The sequence below is a fragment of the Butyrivibrio proteoclasticus B316 genome (genome assembly GCF_000145035.1).
In the GTDB taxonomy this organism is placed as follows: domain Bacteria; phylum Bacillota; class Clostridia; order Lachnospirales; family Lachnospiraceae; genus Butyrivibrio; species Butyrivibrio proteoclasticus.
Map to the genome: position 1 here is coordinate 1,511,529 of NC_014387.1, position 23,472 is coordinate 1,535,000.

Genomic DNA, 23,472 nt, shown 5'->3' on the forward strand with positions numbered 1-23,472 from the left:
AATAGCGGGGAGGAGACTTGTATGAAAAAGAGCTTTTGGGGCAAATGGGTTATTGTAGCATTTACTGCGTCATTTCTTTTAACGGGCTGCGGAAGCAGCAAGGGGGCATCCTATGCTACTGAGAATATGGCTGCAGAAGAGGCATATGATGAAAGCGGAATATATGAATACAAGGCTGCGGACTTTGATGCACAGCTTCCAAAAGCTACCGGAGATGATCAGAAAGTCATAGATTCCTCCAGAAAGCTCATTACTACTATGAACATTTCTGCAGAAGCGGAGAATCTTGATGAGGTGCTTGAATCTGTTAATGGCAGGGTCAAAGAGCTTGGCGGATATGTCGAATCAAGCAATATTTATAATGGTAGCAGATATTCAGGCCGTGCCATAACAAGAGATGCAAATCTGACCATAAGAATTCCTGCAGATAAGCTTGAAGTATTTCTGCAGACTGTGGAAGGCGTTACCAACATCACCAATAAATCTCAGAACGTTGAGGATGTGACTCTTGAATATGTGGATACCGAGAGCAGGAAAAAAGCTCTTAAAGCAGAGGAGTCAAGGCTTTTGGAAATTGTTCAAACGGCTGAAACAGTTGAAGATATAATTGCTGTGGAAAGTCGATTATCGGAGGTCAGGTATGAACTTGAGAGCATAGAATCCAAGCTTCGTACTATAGATAACAAAGTTAATTACAGCACTATATATCTTGATATTACAGAGGTTTCCAAATATACACCTGTTGAGGAGAAGAGCGCAGGAAAGAGAATGGTGGAAGGATTTGTAGAAAGCTGCGGATCCGTTCTTCACGCTATTGTAGAATTCTTTGTCTGGTTTGTTATATATATTCCTCAGCTTGTGCTTCTTGCTATAGTAATTACTATTGTTGTATTGGTGATCAGGAGAGTATTAAAGAAAAAGAAGAAGGTCGTTGCAGATAAAACAAACGACAATACTCAGAACGAATGATGAAAGGATAAAATGAAGGATAATTTTAAAACAGGTTTTATCACTTTGATAGGCCGCCCCAATGTAGGCAAATCAACACTTATGAACCATATGATAGGGCAGAAGATTGCGATTACTTCCAATAAGCCCCAGACCACCAGAAATAAGATCATGACTGTCTATACTGATGACGATTGTCAGATGATTTTTTTGGATACACCCGGTATACACGACTCCAAGAATAAGCTTGGTGAATATATGACCAAGGTAGCCAAGAGTACTCTTGAAGAGGTTGACGTGGTTTTGTGGCTGGTAGAGCCCAGCACTTTCATTGGAGCTGGTGAAAAGTCTATTATCGAGGAACTCAAAAAGTGCAGAAAACCTGTGATCCTTGTAATCAATAAGATAGATACTGTCTCCAAGGACAATCTGGATAAATTTGAAAATGCCTATAGGCAGGAAATGGATTTTGATAGAGTTGTTAAAGTGGCTGCGCTCAAGGGTCAGAACATAGATGAGCTGATGGACGCCATCAAGAAGCTTCTTCCTTTTGGACCGCCATTTTATGATGAAGAAACACTTACAGACCAGCCTGAAAGACAAATTGCGGCGGAAATTATAAGAGAAAAGGCCCTTCGTCTTTTACAGGATGAGGTCCCTCATGGAATTGCAGTCACCATAGAGACTATGAGAATGAGGGAAAAGGTTGTAGAGACTCCAAGACCCAAGAAAAAGAGACACCAGCATCCTCCAAAAAAAAGTAAGCTTGAAGCTATGGAAAAAGAACTATCCAGTGCTTTAGATAATCCAGAAGATTTAGATGAGGATTTCGATGGACCTATGGTACTTGATCTAAGTGCAATTCAGGAGCCTGAGCAGGATTATGATCCCGATGGAATCATGGATATAGATGCAACTATTATCTGCGAGCGAGATTCTCATAAGGGTATTGTCATCGGTAAAGGCGGGGCTATGCTCAAAAAAATAGGTTCGGCAGCTAGAAAAGATATTGAGGAACTTGTTGGATGCCAGGTAAACCTACAGATATGGGTGAAAGTCAGAAAAGACTGGCGCGATGATAAAACTCAGATGAAGAGTTTTGGGTACGATATAAGGGACCTTAAATAACATATGTGTAATTAACGCTGATATATTGCGAATGCCTGATATTTCAGCTGATCGGAATAAAAATGGAAGATTTCGTAGTAGTTCGCGGCATTGTATTAAAACATGCACCTGTGGGAGATTATGACTGGGTCGCTACAATCTTTACGGCAGAGAGAGGTAAGATAACAGCTTTTGCCAGAAGTGCCAGAAAGCCTTCGGCCAAGTTATCCGGACTGGTAGAACCCTTTTGCTTTGGCACATTTAAACTATTTGCAGGTAAGAATTCGTATACAATAGCGGAAGCGGACATAGAGAACTATTTTGAAGGCTTTAGGGCGGATTTGGAAGGTGCCTGTTATGGCACCTTTTTTCTTGAATTATGCAGTTTTTATACAAGAGAAAACAATGAAGATAAAGATCTCTTGAATCTGCTGTATTTTTCACTAAAGGCGCTTTTAAAAGAGAATATACCGAACAGGCTTGTGCGATGCATATTTGAGCTCAGAGCTCTTGTGATAGAGGGGGAATATCCCGGGATTCCGGAAGGGCAAAAGCTGCTTGATTCAACCAGATATGCGATGGGCTTTATAACTACAAGTCCGCTTAATAAACTTTTTTCTTTTTCGCTTTCAGAAGAAGTACTTGGAGAACTTGACAGGATCACCAAGGAGTACCGTAATACTTACATTGACAGGCCTCTTAAAAGCCTTGAAATGCTTGAAATCTTTGAGTATTGAAAAAGAAATACTATTTGGATATAATAACTTTGTTTGTATTTTTTTAGCTAAATAGAGGGGAAATAGTGAAAATACATAGTTTTAAAGAGAATAAAAGCTTATATGCAAGCGCTATCTCTTTTGCAATTCTGACATTTATAGGTGTTACATCACTAACCGGATGCGGAGGGGATAATAGGAGAGATACTAACCTTAGTATCAGTAAAGATGGCAGGATAACCAATACTATTTATGAAGCCTTTGACAGGGATTATTACGATATAGACGAGTTATCCGACATGGCAAATCGGGAGATTTCTTATTATAATTCCGAGTATGACAAACCAAGGATTGCTATATCAGATGTTGGAGTTATAGAGGATGATACGATTGGCAAAATTGTTATGACATTTGAAACGTCATCGGATTATTCACATTTCAATCAGACAAGCCTATTTTACGGTACTGTTCAGGAAGCTATTGATAATGGCTTTGAGTTATCCGGATCATTGGTAGATAAAAACGGTAATGTATTTGATCTTGGATATGAAGATTATTTGAATAAACATATTGTCATAACCGGTGAGAAGACAGTAATATATACACCATACAATATAGAGTATATGACAAGCGGTGTTGAACTTTTAGATAAAAAGGAAGCAGATCTTACTAATGTAACAACTGATTTGGTACAGATACTTCTTTCAAAATAAAAATATAAGTTATAAACGTCTGCAGTTTGTGGCAGTCGCAGAATGGAGGATTATGGAAGCAAACGCAAAAACAATGGACAAAATCGTAGCTCTGGCCAAGGCGAGAGGATTTGTATACCCGGGATCTGAGATTTATGGAGGCCTTGCCAATACATGGGACTACGGTAATCTGGGCGTTGAATTCAAGAATAATGTCAAGAAGGCTTGGTGGCAGAAATTTGTACAGGAAAATCCATATAACGTAGGTGTTGACTGTGCTATTCTTATGAATCCACAGACATGGATCGCTTCAGGACATCTTGGCGGCTTCTCAGACCCACTTATGGACTGCAAGGAGTGTCATGAGAGATTTAGAGCAGATAAGATCATTGAAGACTTTGCTGCAGAGAATAATATTACACTTGAGACATCTGTAGATGGCTGGTCTCATGAGGAAATGGAGAACTTTATCAAAGAGCATAGTGTTCCATGTCCATCATGCGGCAAGCATAATTTCACAGGTATCAGAGAATTCAACCTTATGTTTAAGACTTTCCAGGGTGTTACTGAGGATGCCAAGGATACAGTTTATCTTCGTCCTGAGACAGCACAGGGAATTTTTGTAAACTTCAAGAATGTTCAGCGTACATCACGTAAGAAGGTTCCATTTGGTATTTGCCAGATCGGTAAGAGCTTCCGTAACGAGATCACACCTGGTAACTTCACTTTCCGCACAAGAGAGTTTGAGCAGATGGAGCTTGAGTTCTTCTGCAAGCCGGGAACACAGACAGAGTGGTTTGAGTACTGGAGAAAGACTTGCTATGAATGGCTTCTTTCACTTGGAATCAAGAAAGAAAACCTTAGACTTCGTGATCATGATCCTGAGGAGCTTTCATTCTACTCAGATCATACAACAGATATAGAATATGCATTCCCATTCACAGATTGGGGCGAGCTTTGGGGAATTGCATCAAGAACTGACTATGACCTTACAAGACATCAGGAGACATCTGGTCAGCCTATGGACTACTTTGATGATGAGACTAATGAGAAGTATATTCCATATGTTGTTGAGCCTTCACTTGGTGCAGATCGTGTAACACTTGCTTTCCTTTGTGAAGCTTATGATGAAGAGAACATCGGAACAGAAGAGAAACCTGACATGAGAACAGTCCTTCATTTCCATCCGGCTCTTGCTCCTGTTAAGATTGGTATTTTACCTCTCTCCAAGAAGCTCAACGAAGGTGCAGAGAAGATTTATGCTAAACTCTCCAAGAAATATAACTGCGAATTTGATGATCGTGGAAATATTGGTAAGAGATATCGTCGTCAGGATGAGATTGGTACTCCATTCTGCATTACATATGACTTTGAGTCTGAGAATGACAACATGGTTACAGTAAGATTCAGAGACAGCATGGAACAGGAGAGAATTGCTATAGACGAGCTTGAAGCTTTCTTTAGTGACAAATTCGATTTTTGATCATTATCAGACATAGATCAAAGAACCTGAGCTATTTCAGGTTCTTTGATTATTTCAGTTTATACGGAGGAATCTTTGATGAAACAATTTACAGCACAGGAGCTTCGCGAAGCTTGGAAGCAGTTTTATAAGGATAGAGGACACGTGGATTGTGGCGCTGTTTCACTTGTATCAGATGGATCAACAGGTGTTATGTTCAACGTTGCAGGTATGCAGCCTCTTATGCCATATCTTCTTGGCAAGAAGCATCCTATGGGAACACGTCTTTGCAATGTTCAGGGATGCGTACGTACCAATGATATTGATTCAGTAGGCGATAAGAGTCATGGTACATTCTTTGAGATGATGGGTAGCTGGTCACTTGGTGACTACTTTAAAAAGGAGCGTTGCCAGTGGAGTTTTGAGCTTTTGACACAGCTCTTTGGATTTGATGCAGATCACCTTGCTGCCACGGTTTTTGCAGGCGATGAGAATGCACCAAGAGATGAAGAAGGCGCCAAGTATCGTATAGAGTCAGGTTTTAAGCCTGAGAATATCTATTATCTTCCTGCAGAAGATAACTGGTGGGGACTTGAATATGGCCCATGTGGTCCTGACAGTGAGATGTTCTATGTTAAGGATATGCCTGATTGTGGACCAAATTGCGGACCTGGATGTCACTGCGGTAAGTACACAGAAATTGGTAATGATGTATTTATGCAGTATGAGAAGCATCATGATGGACATCTTACACCTCTTACTCAGAAAAACGTTGATACAGGATGGGGACTTGAGAGAATTCTTGCATTCCTTAATGGCGTAGATGATGTATATAAGATTGATCTTCATGCACCTGTAATCGCTTATATTGAAAAAGAGAGTGGCCTTAAGTATGAATCTGACGAGAAGACAACAAGATCTATGAGAATTCTTGCTGACCATACTCGTACATCCGTTATGCTTATTGGTGATGAAGCTAAGCTTCTCCCTTCCAATACAGGAGCTGGTTATATTCTGAGAAGACTTATCAGAAGAGCAGTTAGACATGCAAGAACCCTCGGCCTTAATAAGGACCAGATTCTTGGAGTAGCTACTATCTATATTGATGAGTATTCTGAGAGCTATGAGAATCTTGCCAAGAATCGCAAGTTTGTTCTTACAGAGCTTGAGAGAGAAATTACAAGATTTGAGTCAACTCTTGAAAATGGAATGAAGGAATTTAGAAAGATTCTTGATAAGACTTCTGCAGCAGGCAAGAAGGAAATCGAGGGTAAGGATGCTTTCTTCCTTTACGATACATTTGGATTCCCTGTAGAACTTACAGTTGAGCTTGCTGATGAAGAAGGTTTTACTGTTGACGAAGAGGGCTTTAAGGCTTCTATGGAAGAGCAGAAACAGAAGGCCAGAGAGAACCAGAATTTCTCAGCAAACCTTTCAACAGGTACAGGACTTTTTGATAACCTTGATGAGTCAGTGGCAACCGAGTTTCTTGGATATGAGAAACTTGAATGTGATGGAACTGTAGCAGTTATTGCTGGAGCAGATGCTCTTGTAACTGAACTTACAGAAGGTCAGCAGGGCACTATTATCACAGATAAGACTACATTCTATGGCACAATGGGTGGTCAGGTTGGCGATATCGGTGAGATTCTTGGAAGCAATGGCGCTAAATTTGAGGTAACTGAGGCGGTCAAGGTTGCCGGCGGCAGAACAGCACATGTCGGTAAGGTTGTATCAGGAAGCTTCAAGGTATCTGATAAAGTGACACTTAGTGTAGATGCTGAGAATAGAGCTAAGACTTGTCGTAACCATTCAGCAACTCACCTTCTTCAGAAAGCCCTTCAGATGGTTCTTGGAGACGGTGTTGAACAGGCCGGATCATATCAGGATCCTGATAAAACAAGATTTGACTTCAGCTATCATCAGGCTATGACAGCAGATGAGATTAAGAAGGTTGAGGACATAGTTAACAGCAAGATTCTTGAGGCACTTCCTGTTGTGACTAAGGAAATGTCAATAGAAGATGCCAAGAAGACTGGGGCTATGGCTCTGTTTGGTGAGAAGTATGGTGAGACTGTAAGAGTCGTTAATATGGGAGATTTCTCAATTGAGCTCTGCGGTGGTACTCATGTAGCTAACACAAGCCATATCGGTCTTTTCAAGATATTGTCTGAGAGCGGCGTTGCTGCGGGCGTTCGTCGTATAGAGGCTCTTACAGGAGACAATGCAAGAGCATATTATAAGAATGTTGAGGCTAATCTTGGAGAAGCAGCTAAGACTCTTAAAACTACACCGGCTGATCTTGTTGATCACATCAAGAAGCTTCAGGAAGAACTTAAAAACCTCAGAAGTGAGAATGAGTCTCTTAAGAGCAAAGAAGCACAGGCTGCTCTTGGCGATGTAATGGATCAGGTTCTTGAAATCAAGGGAGTTAAACTCCTGGCAACATCAGTTAAGGGTGTTGATATGAACGGCCTTAGAGATCTTGGTGACCAGATGAAGACTAAGCTTGGTGAAGGCGTTGTTGTTCTTATTTCAGAAGCTGATGGCAAGGTAAACCTTGTAACAATGGCAACTGATGGTGCTATGGCTAAGGGAGCACATGCAGGAAACCTTGTTAAAGCAATTGCACCTAAGGTTGGCGGCGGCGGTGGCGGTCGTCCTAATATGGCTCAGGCAGGCGGTAAGAATCCTGCCGGTATTCAGGACGCACTTGCTGAAGCAAAGACTGTCCTTTTGAGTCAAATAAACTAAATATTATATAAAAATATTAAAAATATGCTTGACAGACATGATAAATGTGCTAAAATTATTCATGTTATGTGAGCTAATGGGCTTAGTATAAGCATAATAAATAACCCAATCAGTCATGTACTTGAAGGGACTGAAGGGAGGGTAAGAGTAGAGATGTCAACAGTAGTAGTAAAAGAAAACGAGACTTTGGATAGCGCACTGCGTCGTTTTAAGAGAAGTTGCGCAAAGGCTGGTATCCAGCAGGAAATCCGTAAGAGAGAGCACTACGAGAAGCCTAGCGTAAGACGCAAGAAGAAGTCTGAAGCAGCAAGAAAGCGCAAATATAACTAAAACAAATTTATGAAAAGTCCTTGGAGTTTTTCTCTGAGGACTTTTTTCTTTGCCTTTATTTTGCTGGTGTATATGTTCTTTTTGTTCCTAATATTTCAAGTCTGTGATAAAATTATGATTGTTACGTTTTAAGCACGGGATGAATTTATGTGGATATATATACTGATTGCAATTTTAATACTAATAATACTTTCAGTTATTGTTATTTATCATGATACGCATAACTTTGTTGTCAGGAGATATGATGTTTATTCTGACAAGATAGAGGGTGATTATACTTTTGCTCTTTTATCAGATCTTCATGGGTATGTATATGGCAATAATAATGACAGGCTTATAGAGGCAGTTACCAGAGAGAACCCGGATGCTGTTCTGTGTGCAGGGGATATGTTCACCGGACACAAGATAAAGGGGGAAATACGATATCAGGCAGGTTTTCATGTGCTTACTGAGCTTGCTGGTGAATTTCCTGTATACATGGCTAATGGTAACCATGAGCACAAGATAAAGACATATACAGTCGAGTTTGGTAATTTGTATTCCAGATATAGGAGCGGCCTTCAAAAGGCCGGGGTGGTAGTGCTTGAAAATGACAGCGTCGATATACAGGGCACTAACATTCGAATAACAGGCCTTGAACTTAAGCACGACTATTTTCGCAAGGTTATCAAACTTGAAATGGAAAAGGGATATGTCGACAAAACGGTAGGCCATAGCAGTAAAAATAAATTTCAGGTTCTTATTGCACATAATCCTCAGTATTTTGATGAATATGCGGATTGGGGAGCTGATCTTACAGTCTCCGGCCATGTGCATGGAGGGATAATAAGGCTTCCGCTGTTGGGAGGCGTAATTTCACCTGCAATAGCTCTTTTCCCTAAATATGATGGCGGTAAGTTTACCAAAGACGGCAAGACTATGATACTTAGCAGAGGACTTGGGACTCACAGCATTCACGTTAGAATGTTTAATCCTGGAGAGGTTGATATAATCAGGGTTCACAGTGTAAACAAGTAATATATCTGTTTGTGATAATGTTTTTTATAGAGGTAGGATATGTCACTAGAAGTTAAACTTCAGGTGTTTGAGGGTCCGCTGGATCTTTTGCTGCACCTGATCGATAAGAACCAGATAGATATTTATGATATTCCGATTGCTACTATTACGGATCAGTATCTTGAATATATAAATGCGATGCAAAGTGATGATATGGATGTTACCAGTGAGTTTTTGGTGATGGCAGCTACTTTGATCGATATTAAATGTAAAATGCTTCTTCCGAAAGAGGTTAATGAAGAGGGAGAAGAGGAAGATCCCAGAGCAGAACTGGTTGAAAAGCTCCTTGAGTACAAGATGTACAAGTATATGGCTTATGAACTTAAGGACAGGCAGATGGATGCAGGACTTTCCTGGTTTAGGAATAAGAATATTCCGCAGGAAGTCAAGGATTATGAGATGCCGGTTGATTTATCGGAACTTATCGGCGATGCAACTTTGTCCAAGCTTAACGAGATTTTTCAGGATCTGCTCAAGAGACAGGAAGATAAGGTTGACCCGATCCGTAGTAAATTTGGCAACATAGAAAAAGAAGAAGTAGATATGGATGCTAAGACTCTTTATATTAGAGCTTTCATAAGAGAACATTCGCGTTTTAGCTTCAGGCAGCTTCTTGAAAAACAGCATAGCAAAACAGAAATCATTGTGACGTTTCTTGTTATGCTCGAAGAAATGAAACTTGGAGAGATAGAAATCGAGCAGGAAACGACGTTTGGAGATATTATAATTACGTCCAGGAAGGCAAGTTAATATGACAAGAGAAGAGGGAGCAGCTGTAGTAGAGGCTATTTTATTTACTATGGGGGATTCTGTTGAAATCAGTGCGCTGGCTAAGGCGATGGAGATGGATGCCAGGGAAATTAAGAAATACATTGATTATTTAAAAGAAAAATATGAAAGAAGTGATAGCGGAATTGGAATTATAGAGCTTGAAAAGGCAGTTCAGCTATGTACCAAAAAAGAAATGTATGAATATTTGGTAAAAATAGCAAAAGCTCCAAAAAAGGCAGTTTTAACGGATTCACTTATGGAGACTTTGTCTATAATAGCCTATAAGCAGCCAATCACCAGACTGGAAGTTGAGAAAATAAGAGGAGTTAACAGTGATCACGCTGTTAACAGACTGGTAGAGTTTGGACTTGTTCAGGAATTGGGAAGACTGGATGCGCCAGGAAGACCTCTTTTGTTTGGAACCACAGAAGAATTCCTCAGAAGCTTTGGCGTAAGATCACTTGATGAGCTTCCATCTATAGGAACTGTGCAGGTTGAGGAGTTTAAGGCTCAGGCTGAGGAAGAGATAAATGTTAAGCTTGATATTTAATTAACAGATATATTATTATCAATTTGCAGTCAATGATATTTGCATAAACAATTATTTATATACAATTCATAAATTATAGGAAAAATGCGCAATTTTTTATGCATTTTTCCTTTTTTTTGCCATTTTTTATGATACAATATATTCTGACTTATGTTGTGAAAATAGCAGTTTTTTGCATTTTTACAATTCATTTGTGCATATATTATTCAATATAAAATTTTCGGAGGTAAACAAATGAGTAGTTCTTCACAAGCGAGACAAAGAATCAATGCTTTGTTGGAGGAAAACAGTTTCGTTGAAATTGGTGCTCTTGTGACAGCCAGAAACACAGATTTCAATCTGAAACAGGAAGAAACACCATCTGACGGTGTAGTAACCGGATATGGTGTTATTGACGGTAATCTGGTTTATGTTTACAGCCAGGATGCGTCTGTACTGGGCGGATCTATCGGTGAAATGCATGCCAGAAAGATCGTTCGCCTGTATGAACTGGCAATTAAGACTGGTTCACCTGTAATCGGACTTATCGATTCAACAGGACTTCGTCTTCAGGAGGCAACAGATGCCCTTAATGGCTTTGGCGAAATCTATCTTAAGCAGGTGGAGGCTTCTGGAGTTGTTCCTCAGATTACAGCCATTTTTGGTGCCTGTGGTGGTGGACTTGCGATAATTCCTTCTATCACAGACTTTACATTCATGGAGTCTGAGAAGGCTAAGCTCTTTGTTAATTCACCTAACGCTCTTGATGGCAACTATAAAGAGAAGTGTGACACATCAGCTGCTAAGTGGCAGTCTACAGAGACAGCTAATGTTGACGTTGTTTCTGATGAAGCTTCTATTTATGCGCAGATCAGAGAACTTGTATCTATTCTCCCTTCCAATAATGAGGATGGAGATTCATATCAGGAATGCTCAGATGATCTTAACAGAGCATGTGAGAATCTTGATGGTGCTACAGCTGATCCTTCACTTATTGCTAGACAGATTTCTGACAATGGCCTGTTCTTTGAGACAAAGAGAGAATACGCCAAGGAGATGGTAACAGGATTTATCAGATTAAATGGTGCTACCGTAGGTCTTGTAGGAAACCGTACAGCTGTATTTGATGAGAACGGCAAGGAAGCTGAGAAGTTTGCTGACAAGCTTACAGCACATGGTCTTGAGAAGGCTGCAGAATTCATTACATTCTGTGATGCTTTTGATCTTCCTGTTCTTACACTTACAAATGCAACAGGATTTGGCACATCTAAATGCGATGAGAAGCATGTTGCCAAGGCTGCAGGCAGACTTGTTTATTCACTTGCAAATGCTACTGTTCCTAAGGTTAACCTTATTACAGGTAAGGCATTTGGCAGTGCATACGTTATCATGAATTCAAAGGCAATCGGTGCTGATGTTACTATCAGCTGGCCTGATGCTCAGGTTGGTACAATGGATGCTAATCTTGCTGCCAAGATCATTTGCGATGGCAAGGATGCTGAGACTGTATCCAAGGCTGCTGCTGAATACGCTGCACTTCAGAACAATGTTAAGAGTGCTGCTGCAAGAGGATATGTTGATGAAATCGTTGAACCTGCAGATACAAGAAAGTATGTTGTAGGTGCATTCGAGATGCTTTTTACAAAAAGGGATGAGCGTCCTGCCAAGAAACATGGCACAGTTTAATGAAGGGAGCACTCAAAATGAAACATAAAACGTTGGTTTTGGGCGTAATGCTTAGTTGCCTTCTGGGACTGACAGCCTGCGGTGCAGAGGTTAAATCCAATACCGTAGAAGGAAGCAGGTATTCGTCTGATATTTTCACACAGGAAAGCTTGAAGGGCTTTGCAGAGTCACTTGAAGATAACAACTTCGAAGGTTGGTATTTACAGGGAATAACTCCTGACAACTTCGAAAGCAACTTATACTTCGACATTGCACTGAATTCAACTGACGAGCGTTATGAGGTTCTTGCCAGTGGTTATGACAGCTGGTACAAGGCTCTTGATGATCTCGGATATAATTCAGTTGAGACTCTTGCTAATGATATTTTTGTTAAAGAGGTTAACTACGAAGTTAACAAGGATGATGAACTTGTAGTAAATGCAGTACTGCAGGGAACCAAGCATACAGCTGATATGGAAATCTACCTCACAAACAGAGGAGAAGTTACAGATATCGGTGTAACAGTTAATAAGACTACTGCTGAGAAGCTTGAGAATGCAGGACTTAATACTCTTCTTGGAATGGGAATGGCGTTTACTATCCTTATCCTTATTTCTCTCATTATTTCTCTTTTCCCAATGCTCTTTGGCGGAAACAAGAAAAAGAAGGAGAGCGATAAAGAAATCACTCAGAAGGCAATGGATAATACAATCAATCAGATTGCTGAACAGGAAGACCTTTCCAGCGATGCTGAACTTGTAGCTGTTATCGCAGCTGCTATTGCCGCTTATGAGGGAAGCGCCGGAACAGATGGATTCCGTGTAAGATCTATCAGAAAAGTAAATAATAACTGGAAAAAACATTAATGAAAGGATCGAGCACGGATGAATACCCTGCTCATCGAAAGGAGATATAAATGAAGAATTATACTATAACCGTTAACGGAAACGTATATGATGTTACTGTAGAGGAAGGTGCTGGATCAGGCGTTGCTCCTGTAGCCGCAGCTCCTGCTGTTAAGGCTCCTGCAGCACCTGTTAAGAAGGCAAGCGCTGGCGCAGGTTCAATTAAGGTTGAGGCTGGTGCAGCTGGTAAGGTTCTTAAGATCAACGCAAGCGTTGGACAGGCTGTTAAGAAGGGCGACACAGTTGTTACTATCGAGTCTATGAAGATGGAGATCCCTATGGTTGCTCCTTCAGACGGAACAGTAGCAAGCATTGATGTTGCTGCAGGTGATTCTGTAGAAGCAGGTACATGCCTCGCAACTCTTAACTAAGTAGACGTCAGAGAAATCTAAGTTTTTCAATAAACAGAAATGAGGATAAAAAATGGATTACATCGTTAATACATTATCTAATCTCTGGCAACAGACTGCATTTACAACAATGACACCTGGTAACTATGTAATGGTAGTAGTTGCACTTGTCTTTATGTACCTTGCGATTGCCAAGGGATTTGAACCTTTACTTTTGGTACCAATTTCATTTGGTATGCTTCTTGTAAACATTTATCCTGAAATCATGGCTAAACCAGTAGGCGATTCAGCCGGTGGTCTTCTCCATTATTTCTATATCCTGGATGAATGGGCAATTCTTCCTTCACTGATTTTCCTTGGTGTTGGAGCTATGACTGACTTTGGTCCTCTTATTGCTAACCCTATCAGTTTCCTTATGGGTGCCGGAGCTCAGTTTGGTATTTTCTCAGCATACTTTATGGCTATTGCTTTTGGATTTAATGATCAGCAGGCTGCTGCTGTATCTATTATCGGTGGAGCAGATGGACCTACATCTATCTTCCTTGCATCCAAACTGCATCAGACATCAATTCTGGGACCTATTGCGGTAGCTGCTTACTCATATATGGCTCTTGTGCCTATGATCCAGCCACCTATTATGAAGCTTCTTACAACTGACAAAGAGAGAAAAATCAGAATGCAGCAGCTTAGAGAAGTATCCAAGCTTGAGAAGATTCTGTTCCCTATCATTGTTACAATCGTTGTAAGTTTGATCCTGCCTACTACAGCTCCTCTTATTGGTATGCTCATGTTGGGTAACCTTTTCAGAGAGTCCGGAGTAGTACGTCAGCTTCAGGAGACAGCTTCTAATGCACTTATGTATATCGTAGTTATCCTTCTTGGTACATCCGTTGGTGCTACAACAAGTGCTGAGGCTTTCCTTAATACAACAACAATCATCATTGTAGTTCTTGGTCTTATTGCTTTTGCCTTTGGTACAGCTGCGGGATGCCTTCTTGGTAAGCTCCTGTGCCTTGTTACAGGTGGCAAGATCAACCCACTTATCGGTTCAGCAGGTGTTTCTGCCGTACCTATGGCTGCTCGTGTATCACAGAAGGTTGGTGCAGAATATGACCCATCAAACTTCCTGCTCATGCATGCTATGGGACCTAACGTTGCCGGAGTTATTGGTACAGCCGTTGTTGCCGGTACATTTATGGCGGTATTTGGTGTATGAGTGATAATATATAAATATTTTTGAAAGGAAAATAAAGAAATGGCAGATATACAGAAAAAACCAGTTCGTATCAATGAGACTGTACTTCGTGATGCACATCAGTCACTTATTGCGACAAGAATGCCTACAGAAGTAATGCTTCCTATCATTGAGACAATGGATCAGGTTGGATACAACGCAGTTGAGTGCTGGGGCGGTGCTACATTCGATTCATGTATGAGATTCCTTAAGGAAGATCCATGGGAGAGACTTCGTAAGCTCCGTGCCGGATTCAAAAATACTAAACTTCAGATGCTTCTCCGTGGACAGAACATCCTTGGATACAAGCATTATCCAGATGATGTAGTAGAGTACTTCGTTCAGAAGTCTATTGCTAACGGTATCGATATCATCAGAATTTTTGACTGTCTTAACGACCTTAGAAACCTTGAGGCTTCTGTTAAGGCATGTAAGAAAGAGGGCGGACATGCTCAGATCGCTCTTGCTTATACACTTGGTGATGCTTACACAGAAGAGTACTGGATGAACATTGCTAAGGATATCGAGAGCATGGGAGCAGATTCTATCTGTATCAAGGATATGGCTGGACTTCTTCTTCCTTATGAGGCAGAGAAGCTTGTTAAGGCTCTTAAGAGCGCTACAAGCCTTCCTATTGATCTTCATACTCATTACACATCAGGTGTTGCCAGCATGACATACATGAAGGCAGCTGAGGCTGGTGTAGATATAATTGACTGTGCTATTTCACCATTTGCTCTTGGTACTTCACAGCCAGCTACAGAAGTTATGGTTGAAGCTTTCAAGGGACAGCCTTTTGAGACAGGTCTTGATCAGAAACTTCTTGCTAAGATTGCAGATCACTTCAGACCATACAGAGAAGAGTGTCTTGCTAGTGGACTTATGGATCCTAAGGTTCTTGGTGTTAACATTAAGACTCTTATGTATCAGGTTCCTGGTGGAATGCTTTCTAACATGGTTAGTCAGCTTAAAGAGCAGAATGCAAGCGATAAGTATGATACAGTTCTTGAGGAAATCCCACAGGTTCGTAAGGACTTCGGTGAGCCACCTCTTGTAACACCTTCATCACAGATCGTTGGTACACAGGCTGTTATGAACGTACTTATGGGCGAGAGATATAAGGTTGCTACTGACCAGACTAAGGACCTTCTTGCTGGTGAGTATGGTAAGACAATTAAGCCTTTCAATCCTGAAGTTCAGAAGAAGATCATTGGTGACAGAGAGGTAATCACATGCAGACCTGCTGACAGACTTGAGCCTGGTCTTGCTAAGTTCGAGAAGGAAGTTGCTCAGTGGAAGCAGCAGGATGAGGATGTTCTCTCATATGCATTGTTCCCACAGGTTGCTACAGACTTCTTCAAGTATCGTATGGCTCAGCAGACATCAGTAGATGTATCTGCAGCTGATACCAAGAATGGTGCATATCCTGTTTGATAAAAGGTAAATATAATGCAGCGGCCAAAAGCATATTTTTGCTTTTAGCCGCTGCATTTTTGTGGTGCGCCTAGCGGCGCACGTTTCTAACGGGTTAAAGTCCCGAATCCGCCCGGTAGTGGGAAGGATATAGTCGAAGGCAAGGGTGTCCATCGCGAGACGGAATCTGAAGGAAGCTGGATGTGGGGAACATACTAACCCACGGGCAAATCTCCGGTCTGACGTACAGAAATCTCATACGAGGTTATGCATGAGGGTAAGGCTGCCATACAAGTCGAAGCCCAATAACTACACGGAATCATGCATGATAAATGAGGCAGATGGATGGAGAGGAAGAAACGTGTGGTACCTAGGGAGGTCTGCGTGAAACGCTCTGAAAGGAGTAACCACCGTACAAGGAAACGAGGCGGTGCTGAACACGCAGAAGTCAGCAGAGGTCACAGTAGGGATATGGACATGGAAACATGGACATGCTAACCGAAGGACCGAAATCAGTAGGAGTCTTAAGTATGACCGAGAAAGGAGGAATGACCATTAATGGCAGAAAACATTGATAATAATGGCTGTTCGCAAAGAGATAGTGCGGAACACGAAGGGTATGCGAAAGCGCTTAGGTCATTCAATCGGATATGGAAAGAAAGAGACAGTGCACAGCCGAAGCTCTTGGAAGCGATACTGTATAAGGATAACTTTAACAGAGCGTACAAAAGAGTTAAGGCAAACAAGGGAGCGCCAGGTATTGATGGTATGACCATTGAAGAGGCACTTCCGTACCTTAAGGAACATCAACAGGAGTTAACTGACCGTATATACCGCGGCAAGTATACCCCATCGCCAGTCAGGCGAGTTGAGATTCCAAAACCAGATGGGGGTGTGCGCAAGCTTGGCATACCTACCGTGATAGACCGAACACTCCAACAGGCAATAACTCAACAGTTAGTGCCCATCTATGAACCATTGTTTGCGGACGGAAGCTACGGCTATCGTCCAAACAGAAGCGCAAAGGATGCTATACAGAAGGTAAAGGAATACGCAGAACAAGGTTATACATTTGCTGTCGTTCTTGATTTGTCCAAGTATTTTGACACCCTGAATCACGAAATCCTTATAAATCTTCTTCGAAAGAATGTAAAGGACGAACGTGTAGTGCAGCTCATAAAGCGCTATCTGAAGAGTGGAGTAATGGAAAACGGAGTGGTTATTGACACAGAGGAAGGTTCACCGCAAGGTGGAAATCTATCTCCGCTTCTTGCGAATATCTACCTCAATGAGTTCGACCAAGAGTTTCTGAAAAGAGGTGTGCCCTGTATAAGATATGCAGATGACATCGTTCTTCTTGCGAAAAGCAAAAGAGCATCAGAGAGACTCTTGGAAAGCAGTACTAAATATCTCGAAGAGAAACTGAAGCTAACGGTTAATCGGGAGAAAAGTCGTACTGTCAGTGCGTTTGCTATCCGAAATTTTAAATTCCTTGGCTTTGCATTGGGAAGGAACGGAAGTGGCATATATGTCCGAGTTCATCCAAAGTCATGGAAGAAGTTTAAGTCCAAGCTGAAAGACTTATCTTCCCGTAAGTCTGTACAGTCCATCAAGCCAAGCCTAGAGAAAATCAAGACATATACGAGAGGATGGCTTAACTACTATGGAATAGCCAGCATGAAGAACAACATAGATGACATTAATAAGTGGCTCTATCACAGAATACGCATGTGCATATGGAAACAGTGGAAACTTCCCAAGACAAAGAAGAGGAATCTTATTAAACTGGGGATACCCGAATACTATGCACATATCACAGCCAACAGCCGTAGAGGCCATTGGTTTGTGTCTGGTATGGGTGCGGTTAACTGTGCCTTATCAAAAGAAAGACTGATAAACAGTGGCTTTTATGATTTAGCCACAGCCTATCAGTCTGTGCACGTCAACTATTGAAAGCGCCGTATACCGAACGGTACGTACGGTGCTGTGAGAGGACGGGTGCTAATCACTCCCTCCTACTCGATTTCAATAAGTCATGATTATTATTTCACAGAAATTTTATCAATAATGTGTTAATATATTAATATGAATGAGTATAGAAGACACAGGCAGAGCAGAAAACCTATAGAGATCGGCGAGAGGCAGGGCAGAGAGCTTAGAAAGAGCGATCTTAACAGACAAATGCTAGCGCTGGATGAGATATCAGGCTTCAGAGTGAGGCCTGGTTTTTATGGTATTAATGGCGCTACAATGCTTACTGATGGTGTTAATTTCACCGTTTATTCTAATGGGGCTACAACTGTAACTCTTTTGTTATATCACAGAGGTGAAGATAAGCCTTTTGCACAAATACCATTTCCTGAAAGCTATAAAATTGGCAAGGTCTATTCCATGATTGTGTTTGGTCTGGATATAGAAAATCTAGAATATTGTTATAGCGTAGATGGTCCATGGGATCCGGAAAAAGGTCTTTTATTTAATAAAAACAATGTTCTACTTGATCCGTATGCCAAAGCAGTATCAGGACAGAGAATATGGGGACAGAGACTTAATAAGAATGGGCAGTACAGAGCAAGAGTTGTCAGAGATAACTTTGAATGGAATGCTACATCAAATCTTGGCATACCGATGTGTGATTCTGTAATTTATGAAATGCACGTTCGTGGCTTTACAATGGACCCTTCTTCCGGAGTTAAATGCAGAGGCACTTTTGAAGGAATAAAGGAAAAAGTTGAATACCTGAAAAGACTTGGTGTAACAGCTGTTGAGCTTATGCCTATTTTTGAGTTTGACGAAACCAGGGATAAACGTGAAGTTAATGGTAAGGTCCTCCTTGACTATTGGGGATATAATACCATCAGTTTTTTTGCACCCAACACCAGCTATGCATCTCAAAGTGAATACAATAAAGAAGGTGTTGAGCTCAAACACATGATAAAAGAGCTTAAGGATAACGGAATTGAAGTTATCCTTGATGTCGTGTTCAATCATACTGCTGAAGGCAACGAAAATGGACCTTTTATTTCTTTTAAAGGATTTGATAATAATATCTATTATCTGCTTACTCCTATGGGGCAGTACTATAATTTCAGCGGATGCGGAAATACTATGAACTGTAACCACCCGATGGTGCAGGAACTAATAGTAGAGTGCCTTAGATATTGGGTTGAACAGTACAGAGTTGATGGCTTTAGGTTTGATCTGGCAAGCATACTCGGAAGAGATCAGGATGGATCACCCATGGAAAGACCGCCACTTATTCAGCGCCTTGCCTATGATCCTATCCTTGGAAATGTCAAGCTTATAGCCGAGGCATGGGATGCCGGAGGAATGTATCAGGTTGGTAATTTCCCTGCATGGAAAAGATGGGCTGAATGGAATGGCAAGTATAGAGATGACATTCGTTCTTTTTTGAAAGGGGATATTTGGGCTGCACCTGAAGCAGTAAAGAGAATTACAGGATCAATGGATCTTTATGGCGGGGCATATCTTGGATATGAATCATCCGTAAACTTTATAACCTGCCATGATGGATTCACATTGTATGATCTTTATGCCTATAACAGTAAACATAATGAAGATAATGGTTGGAATAATACTGATGGAGCCAATGATAACAGGAGCTGGAATTGTGGCGCTGAAGGTATGACTACTGATCAGGGCATAAACGATCTTAGATTCCGGATGATGCGTAATGCTATTACGGTCTTGATGTGCAGCAGGGGAACTCCAATGATTTATGCCGGAGATGAGTTTGGAAATACTCAGTATGGCAATAACAATGCTTATTGTCAGGATAATGAGATTTCATGGCTTAATTGGCAACTATTAGATAAGAATAAAGACTTTTTTGACTTCTATAGAAGAGTTATCCAGTTTAGAAGAAAGCATCCATGCATCAGAAAAGACCTTCCTAATGCCAAAAGCGGCTATCCGAATATATCGTTACATACAGAAAATCCGGACAATGGTAATATAACAGGAGAATCTAAGGTTGTCTGCGTCAGATATGCCGGATTCTATAACAAAAAAGGCCATGATGACATTGTATATATGGCAATAAATGCGTATTGGGAAGATGTACAGATAATGCTTCCAAACCCACCTGAGGGTATGTACTGGGCACTTTGCATAGATACCGGCGACGATGATGGCAAATACTTTTTTAACAGACCAAAGCCTCTTACCTGGAGAAACAAAACTCTTAAGGCCAGAAGCGTAAGTGTATTCATTGCAGCTAATGGAGCAGAATATGGCGGCTGATGATAAAAGTAATGCTGACAATTTTATAGTTGATGGATTTCAGTTTATGTCGGAATCAGATACGCAAAAAGCATCCCTTGATTCGTCTAAGATAAAACTTCTGCAATCCAGAGTTAAGTCCAGCAAACCGACAGATATTAAAGCGGTTTATGAGAAAGCTATAGAAAATAAGATATTTAAAACACCGATTGGATGGGGGTATCTTACAGGGCTTAGAAGGAAATTATTGGAAAGTGGATATGCAGATGCAGATCTTATTCCGATTCCTATTGATGTCTCTTTTTCCAAGCATTCAGCTCTCGATAACCTTTCAGTTAAACAGAGAATAAAGCCACAGAAGCAGGAAAAAAAGCTTGATTTTCTCAAAATATTGTCAATTATATGTAATATAGTCCTTGTTATTCTTGTTATACTATTGTTTGTTATCGCTGCAACTGCAGAAAGTGACAATATAATTAACTACAAGAGTAATGTCACGAACAGATATGCTTCATGGGAACAGGACCTTAAAGAGAGGGAGAAAAAAGTAAGAGAAGCGGAAAAAAGGCTTGGCATCACTGATACTTCAAGTTATTATGAGGATACAGAAATAATAGACGACAATCAGGAGGATTGACATAATGGAAGATCTAAAAATATTAGTAGTTGATGACGAGAGCAGAATGCGTAAGCTCGTTAAAGACTTTTTAGTAAAAGACGGATATCTCGTAGTTGAAGCTGAAGATGGACAGCAGGCTCTGGATATTTTTTACGAAGATAAGGACATTTCTCTGATCATCCTTGACGTTATGATGCCAAAGAGAGATGGCTGGGAAGTCTGTAAAGAAATCAGAACCAACTCTAAGGTTCCAATCATCATGCTTACTGCCAAGGCAGAAGAAAGAGATGAGCTGTTGGGATTTGAACTTGGCGTTGATGAATATATTTCAAAGCCTTTTAGTCCCAAGATACTTGCTGCCAGAGTTTCTGCTATTTTGCGCAGAACTAATCAGGCTGCCAATAATCAGATCATGGAAATTGGTGGAATAGTGGTTAATAAAGTTGCACATAGCGTTCTTGTTGACGGAAAAGAAATTGATCTGAGCTATAAAGAATTTGAATTATTATCATTCTTTTTTGAGAATAAAGGAGTTGCTCTTTCAAGAGAAAAAATCCTTAATAATGTTTGGAATTATGATTATTTTGGCGATGCCAGAACTATTGATACTCATGTCAAAAAACTTCGCGGAAAACTTGGAAAAAAAGGTGATATGATCAAGACCATTTGGGGAATGGGCTACAAGTTTGATGCAGAATAATACGGGGAATCGGGTTGGCTATCGCTATGGGAAATGATAAAAAGTTTAATAAGACCCATTCCATACGTTTTGAAATGAGTATCGCGTTTATCGCGACAATGATTGGAACTTTTACGTTCTGCCTTGTTATAAATCTTTTGTTTATGGAGAACTTTTATGTTCAAAACAAAAGAGAAGCAATCATTGAGGCGTATAGAAGCATTGATCGGGCCACTTCAACAGGTGATATAACTTCTGAAGAATTTGATCAGGAAATCAGACATATCTGTGAACGATATGATATTGAGATGCTGGTTCTTGACGGTGATTCCAAGACAGTTAAATCTTCAACCAGCAATGCTGAACTTCTTGCCCAAATTCTTTGGGAAAACATGATAAGCCCGGCTGGTGGAGAATACGAAATTGAGAATAGGGTTGTTCTCGATGTAGGAGAGAACTATACTCTTCAAAGAGATGAAGACAGGTACGGAAGAAAGTATCTGGAAATGTGGGGCGTTGTAGGAAACGGAAACCTTGTTCTGGTACGTTCCGCCATGGAGAGTATTCATGACAGTGTAGCAATTTCCAACACTTTCATGATCTATGTTGCTATAGTTGCTATTGTGGCAGGTTCTATTGTCATTTTATATATTTCCAAGAAGATCACTGATCCTATCAAGAGACTATATTTCATATCAGACGATATGAAGAAACTTAATTTTGAAGCAAAATATGAGTCTACAGGGGATTACCACAGTGAAATAGATGCACTTGGGTCGAATATGAATGAGCTGTCAGAAACTCTTGAGAAGACAATCAAAGAACTCAAGAATGCGAATATAGCACTCAAACATGATATTGCCAAAAAAGAAGAAATTGATGAGATGCGTAAGGAATTCCTTTCAAATGTATCTCATGAGCTGAAGACTCCTATAGCTCTTATTCAAGGATATGCAGAGGGCCTTAAGGAAGGAATCAGTGATGATGAAGAGAGTAGGAACTTTTACTGTGAAGTAATCATGGATGAAGCTAATAAGATGAATATCATGGTTAAAAAGCTCCTTACTCTCAATCAGCTTGAGTTTGGCAATGAAAGTGCAAACATGGACAGATTTGATATCGTCGAAATGATCACTAACTATATTAAATCTGCAGATCTTTTGGCAAGACAAAAAGATGTAACTATCAAGTTTGATGAATATGAGCCGATATTTGTATGGGGTGACGAATTCAAGATAGAAGAAGTACTTCAGAATTATTACAGTAACGCTCTAAATCATATTGATGGTGAGAAGATAATAGAGATCAAACTTACCAGAAAAGACAGCCACGTCAGAGTCTCTGTCTTTAATACAGGTAAACCTATTCCGGATGATAGTATTGGACACATTTGGGAGAAGTTTTATAAGGTAGACAAGGCAAGAACCATAGAGTACGGCGGTAGTGGAGTAGGTTTATCCATAGTTAAGGCTATCATGGAAGGAATGCATCAGGAATATGGCGTCAAGAACTATGATAATGGAGTAGAATTCTATTTTGAATTGGAAACCAAGTAATCAATCCTAAGAGAGGATGGCTTATGAGGACAAAAAAGTATTTTGGTATACTGACGGCTATATGTTTTTCTTTATGCTTGGCAGGATGCGGAGAGGCGTTTCCGGAGCTTACTGATGATGAATATAATCAGACTGTGGAGTTTGCAGTAGGTCTTTTGATGAAATATTCAAATAATGGACAGGCCAAGCTTACGTATGTCGATGCTAAGGAAGTAACTAAGCAAAGGGAAAAAGAAGCAGCACTGGCAGAGAAAGAAAAGGACAAAGAAACTAGTAAGCCTGCTCCACAGCCGGTTCAGGAACCGGTAAAAGTGCCAGAACCAATCCAAACTGAAATAGAAGAACCTTCAATGTCAAGTACAGAAGATTTATCATTGGATGATCAGGGGAGCACCCAGATTATAGATAGTGCTATCGATGCTTCAAGTGAGGAAGTGGTAAAAG

At 40.6% G+C, this 23,472-nt stretch carries 21 protein-coding genes (1 of these 21 cut by a window edge); all 21 read left to right on the top strand.

The features are described 5' to 3' along the window. Positions 1–21 precede the first annotated feature (21 nt). Entirely contained in the window at positions 22–969 is a 948-nt protein-coding gene (locus BPR_RS06185; protein WP_013280609.1) for a DUF4349 domain-containing protein, read from the top strand. Positions 970–981: 12 nt separating this feature from the next. After that, positions 982–2,076, top strand: coding sequence for a GTPase Era (gene era / locus BPR_RS21270; RefSeq protein WP_013280610.1), 1,095 nt, complete (start codon positions 982–984; stop codon positions 2,074–2,076). Positions 2,077–2,138: 62 nt separating this feature from the next. After that, positions 2,139–2,792, top strand: a complete 654-nt coding sequence (gene recO / locus BPR_RS06195) for a DNA repair protein RecO (protein WP_013280611.1) — start codon at positions 2,139–2,141, stop codon at positions 2,790–2,792. Between the two features lie 65 nt (positions 2,793–2,857). Then, positions 2,858–3,484: a hypothetical protein gene (locus BPR_RS06200; protein WP_013280612.1), complete on the top strand. Its 627-nt coding sequence runs from the start codon at positions 2,858–2,860 to the stop codon at positions 3,482–3,484. 52 nt (positions 3,485–3,536) lie between these two features. Then, a complete protein-coding gene (locus tag BPR_RS06205) occupies positions 3,537–4,946 on the top strand; it encodes a glycine--tRNA ligase (RefSeq protein WP_013280613.1) in 1,410 nt (469 codons plus the stop codon). 78 nt (positions 4,947–5,024) lie between these two features. Continuing rightward, on the top strand, positions 5,025–7,679 hold the full coding sequence (gene alaS, locus BPR_RS06210; protein WP_013280614.1) for an alanine--tRNA ligase: 2,655 nt from the start codon (positions 5,025–5,027) through the stop codon (positions 7,677–7,679). A 153-nt stretch (positions 7,680–7,832) separates the two neighbouring features. Continuing rightward, positions 7,833–8,009, top strand: a complete 177-nt coding sequence (gene rpsU, locus BPR_RS06215) for a 30S ribosomal protein S21 (protein ID WP_013280615.1) — start codon at positions 7,833–7,835, stop codon at positions 8,007–8,009. Positions 8,010–8,156: 147 nt separating this feature from the next. Beyond that, a complete protein-coding gene (locus BPR_RS06220) occupies positions 8,157–9,026 on the top strand; it encodes a metallophosphoesterase (RefSeq protein WP_013280616.1) in 870 nt (289 codons plus the stop codon). Positions 9,027–9,065: 39 nt separating this feature from the next. After that, entirely contained in the window at positions 9,066–9,815 is a 750-nt protein-coding gene (locus BPR_RS06225) for a segregation and condensation protein A (protein WP_013280617.1), read from the top strand. Position 9,816: 1 nt separating this feature from the next. Next, positions 9,817–10,386 (top strand): SMC-Scp complex subunit ScpB, encoded by a 570-nt coding sequence (scpB, locus tag BPR_RS06230; protein ID WP_013280618.1) that lies wholly within the window; start codon positions 9,817–9,819, stop codon positions 10,384–10,386. Positions 10,387–10,620: 234 nt separating this feature from the next. Beyond that, positions 10,621–12,051, top strand: a complete 1,431-nt coding sequence (locus BPR_RS06235) for an acyl-CoA carboxylase subunit beta (protein WP_013280619.1) — start codon at positions 10,621–10,623, stop codon at positions 12,049–12,051. Positions 12,052–12,068: 17 nt separating this feature from the next. Next, a complete protein-coding gene (locus BPR_RS19715) occupies positions 12,069–12,896 on the top strand; it encodes an OadG family transporter subunit (protein ID WP_167531154.1) in 828 nt (275 codons plus the stop codon). Between the two features lie 50 nt (positions 12,897–12,946). Next, positions 12,947–13,306: a biotin/lipoyl-containing protein gene (locus BPR_RS06245; RefSeq protein WP_013280621.1), complete on the top strand. Its 360-nt coding sequence runs from the start codon at positions 12,947–12,949 to the stop codon at positions 13,304–13,306. 52 nt (positions 13,307–13,358) lie between these two features. Then, the gene (locus tag BPR_RS06250; protein WP_013280622.1) at positions 13,359–14,501 is read left to right on the top strand and encodes a sodium ion-translocating decarboxylase subunit beta; all 1,143 of its coding nucleotides are present in this window, start codon (positions 13,359–13,361) and stop codon (positions 14,499–14,501) included. A 39-nt stretch (positions 14,502–14,540) separates the two neighbouring features. After that, positions 14,541–15,953: an oxaloacetate decarboxylase subunit alpha gene (locus BPR_RS06255; RefSeq protein ID WP_013280623.1), complete on the top strand. Its 1,413-nt coding sequence runs from the start codon at positions 14,541–14,543 to the stop codon at positions 15,951–15,953. A 537-nt stretch (positions 15,954–16,490) separates the two neighbouring features. Continuing rightward, positions 16,491–17,885 carry a group II intron reverse transcriptase/maturase gene (gene ltrA / locus BPR_RS06260; RefSeq protein WP_013280624.1) on the top strand — a complete coding sequence of 465 codons (1,395 nt, stop codon included), beginning with the start codon at positions 16,491–16,493 and terminating at the stop codon, positions 17,883–17,885. A 132-nt stretch (positions 17,886–18,017) separates the two neighbouring features. Further along, complete coding sequence (glgX, locus tag BPR_RS06265; RefSeq protein ID WP_013280625.1) at positions 18,018–20,195, top strand: glycogen debranching protein GlgX; 2,178 nt, start codon at positions 18,018–18,020, stop codon at positions 20,193–20,195. Beyond that, positions 20,173–20,811 (top strand): hypothetical protein, encoded by a 639-nt coding sequence (locus BPR_RS06270; RefSeq protein ID WP_207636497.1) that lies wholly within the window; start codon positions 20,173–20,175, stop codon positions 20,809–20,811. Before glgX ends, BPR_RS06270 begins: the two co-directional genes overlap by 23 nt. 4 nt (positions 20,812–20,815) lie before the next feature. Continuing rightward, positions 20,816–21,493 (top strand): response regulator transcription factor, encoded by a 678-nt coding sequence (locus tag BPR_RS06275; protein WP_013280627.1) that lies wholly within the window; start codon positions 20,816–20,818, stop codon positions 21,491–21,493. 74 nt (positions 21,494–21,567) lie between these two features. Then, positions 21,568–23,028 carry a sensor histidine kinase gene (locus tag BPR_RS06280; protein WP_242662207.1) on the top strand — a complete coding sequence of 487 codons (1,461 nt, stop codon included), beginning with the start codon at positions 21,568–21,570 and terminating at the stop codon, positions 23,026–23,028. Positions 23,029–23,051: 23 nt separating this feature from the next. Further along, positions 23,052–23,472, top strand: the 5' end (the start) of a protein-coding gene (locus tag BPR_RS06285) for a hypothetical protein (protein ID WP_013280629.1). Its footprint extends 476 nt past the window's final position; 421 of the gene's 897 nt are visible here — the first part of the coding sequence; the start codon lies at positions 23,052–23,054; the stop codon falls past the right edge of the window.

What these genes read in the sequence shown, in the direction of transcription:
- rpsU (WP_013280615.1), top strand. Translation starts at nt 7,833, where the DNA reads ATGTCAACAGTAGTAGTAAAAGAAAACGAGACTTTGGATAGCGCACTG.
- BPR_RS06245 (WP_013280621.1), top strand. Translation starts at nt 12,947, where the DNA reads ATGAAGAATTATACTATAACCGTTAACGGAAACGTATATGATGTTACT.
- alaS (WP_013280614.1), top strand. Translation starts at nt 5,025, where the DNA reads ATGAAACAATTTACAGCACAGGAGCTTCGCGAAGCTTGGAAGCAGTTT.
- BPR_RS19715 (WP_167531154.1), top strand. Translation starts at nt 12,069, where the DNA reads ATGAAACATAAAACGTTGGTTTTGGGCGTAATGCTTAGTTGCCTTCTG.
- BPR_RS06270 (WP_207636497.1), top strand. Translation starts at nt 20,173, where the DNA reads ATGGAGCAGAATATGGCGGCTGATGATAAAAGTAATGCTGACAATTTT.
- ltrA (WP_013280624.1), top strand. Translation starts at nt 16,491, where the DNA reads ATGGCAGAAAACATTGATAATAATGGCTGTTCGCAAAGAGATAGTGCG.
- BPR_RS06280 (WP_242662207.1), top strand. Translation starts at nt 21,568, where the DNA reads ATGAGTATCGCGTTTATCGCGACAATGATTGGAACTTTTACGTTCTGC.
- BPR_RS06250 (WP_013280622.1), top strand. Translation starts at nt 13,359, where the DNA reads ATGGATTACATCGTTAATACATTATCTAATCTCTGGCAACAGACTGCA.
- BPR_RS06220 (WP_013280616.1), top strand. Translation starts at nt 8,157, where the DNA reads ATGTGGATATATATACTGATTGCAATTTTAATACTAATAATACTTTCA.
- BPR_RS06205 (WP_013280613.1), top strand. Translation starts at nt 3,537, where the DNA reads ATGGAAGCAAACGCAAAAACAATGGACAAAATCGTAGCTCTGGCCAAG.
- BPR_RS06235 (WP_013280619.1), top strand. Translation starts at nt 10,621, where the DNA reads ATGAGTAGTTCTTCACAAGCGAGACAAAGAATCAATGCTTTGTTGGAG.
- BPR_RS06255 (WP_013280623.1), top strand. Translation starts at nt 14,541, where the DNA reads ATGGCAGATATACAGAAAAAACCAGTTCGTATCAATGAGACTGTACTT.
- scpB (WP_013280618.1), top strand. Translation starts at nt 9,817, where the DNA reads ATGACAAGAGAAGAGGGAGCAGCTGTAGTAGAGGCTATTTTATTTACT.
- BPR_RS06275 (WP_013280627.1), top strand. Translation starts at nt 20,816, where the DNA reads ATGGAAGATCTAAAAATATTAGTAGTTGATGACGAGAGCAGAATGCGT.
- glgX (WP_013280625.1), top strand. Translation starts at nt 18,018, where the DNA reads ATGAATGAGTATAGAAGACACAGGCAGAGCAGAAAACCTATAGAGATC.
- recO (WP_013280611.1), top strand. Translation starts at nt 2,139, where the DNA reads ATGGAAGATTTCGTAGTAGTTCGCGGCATTGTATTAAAACATGCACCT.
- BPR_RS06185 (WP_013280609.1), top strand. Translation starts at nt 22, where the DNA reads ATGAAAAAGAGCTTTTGGGGCAAATGGGTTATTGTAGCATTTACTGCG.
- era (WP_013280610.1), top strand. Translation starts at nt 982, where the DNA reads ATGAAGGATAATTTTAAAACAGGTTTTATCACTTTGATAGGCCGCCCC.
- BPR_RS06225 (WP_013280617.1), top strand. Translation starts at nt 9,066, where the DNA reads ATGTCACTAGAAGTTAAACTTCAGGTGTTTGAGGGTCCGCTGGATCTT.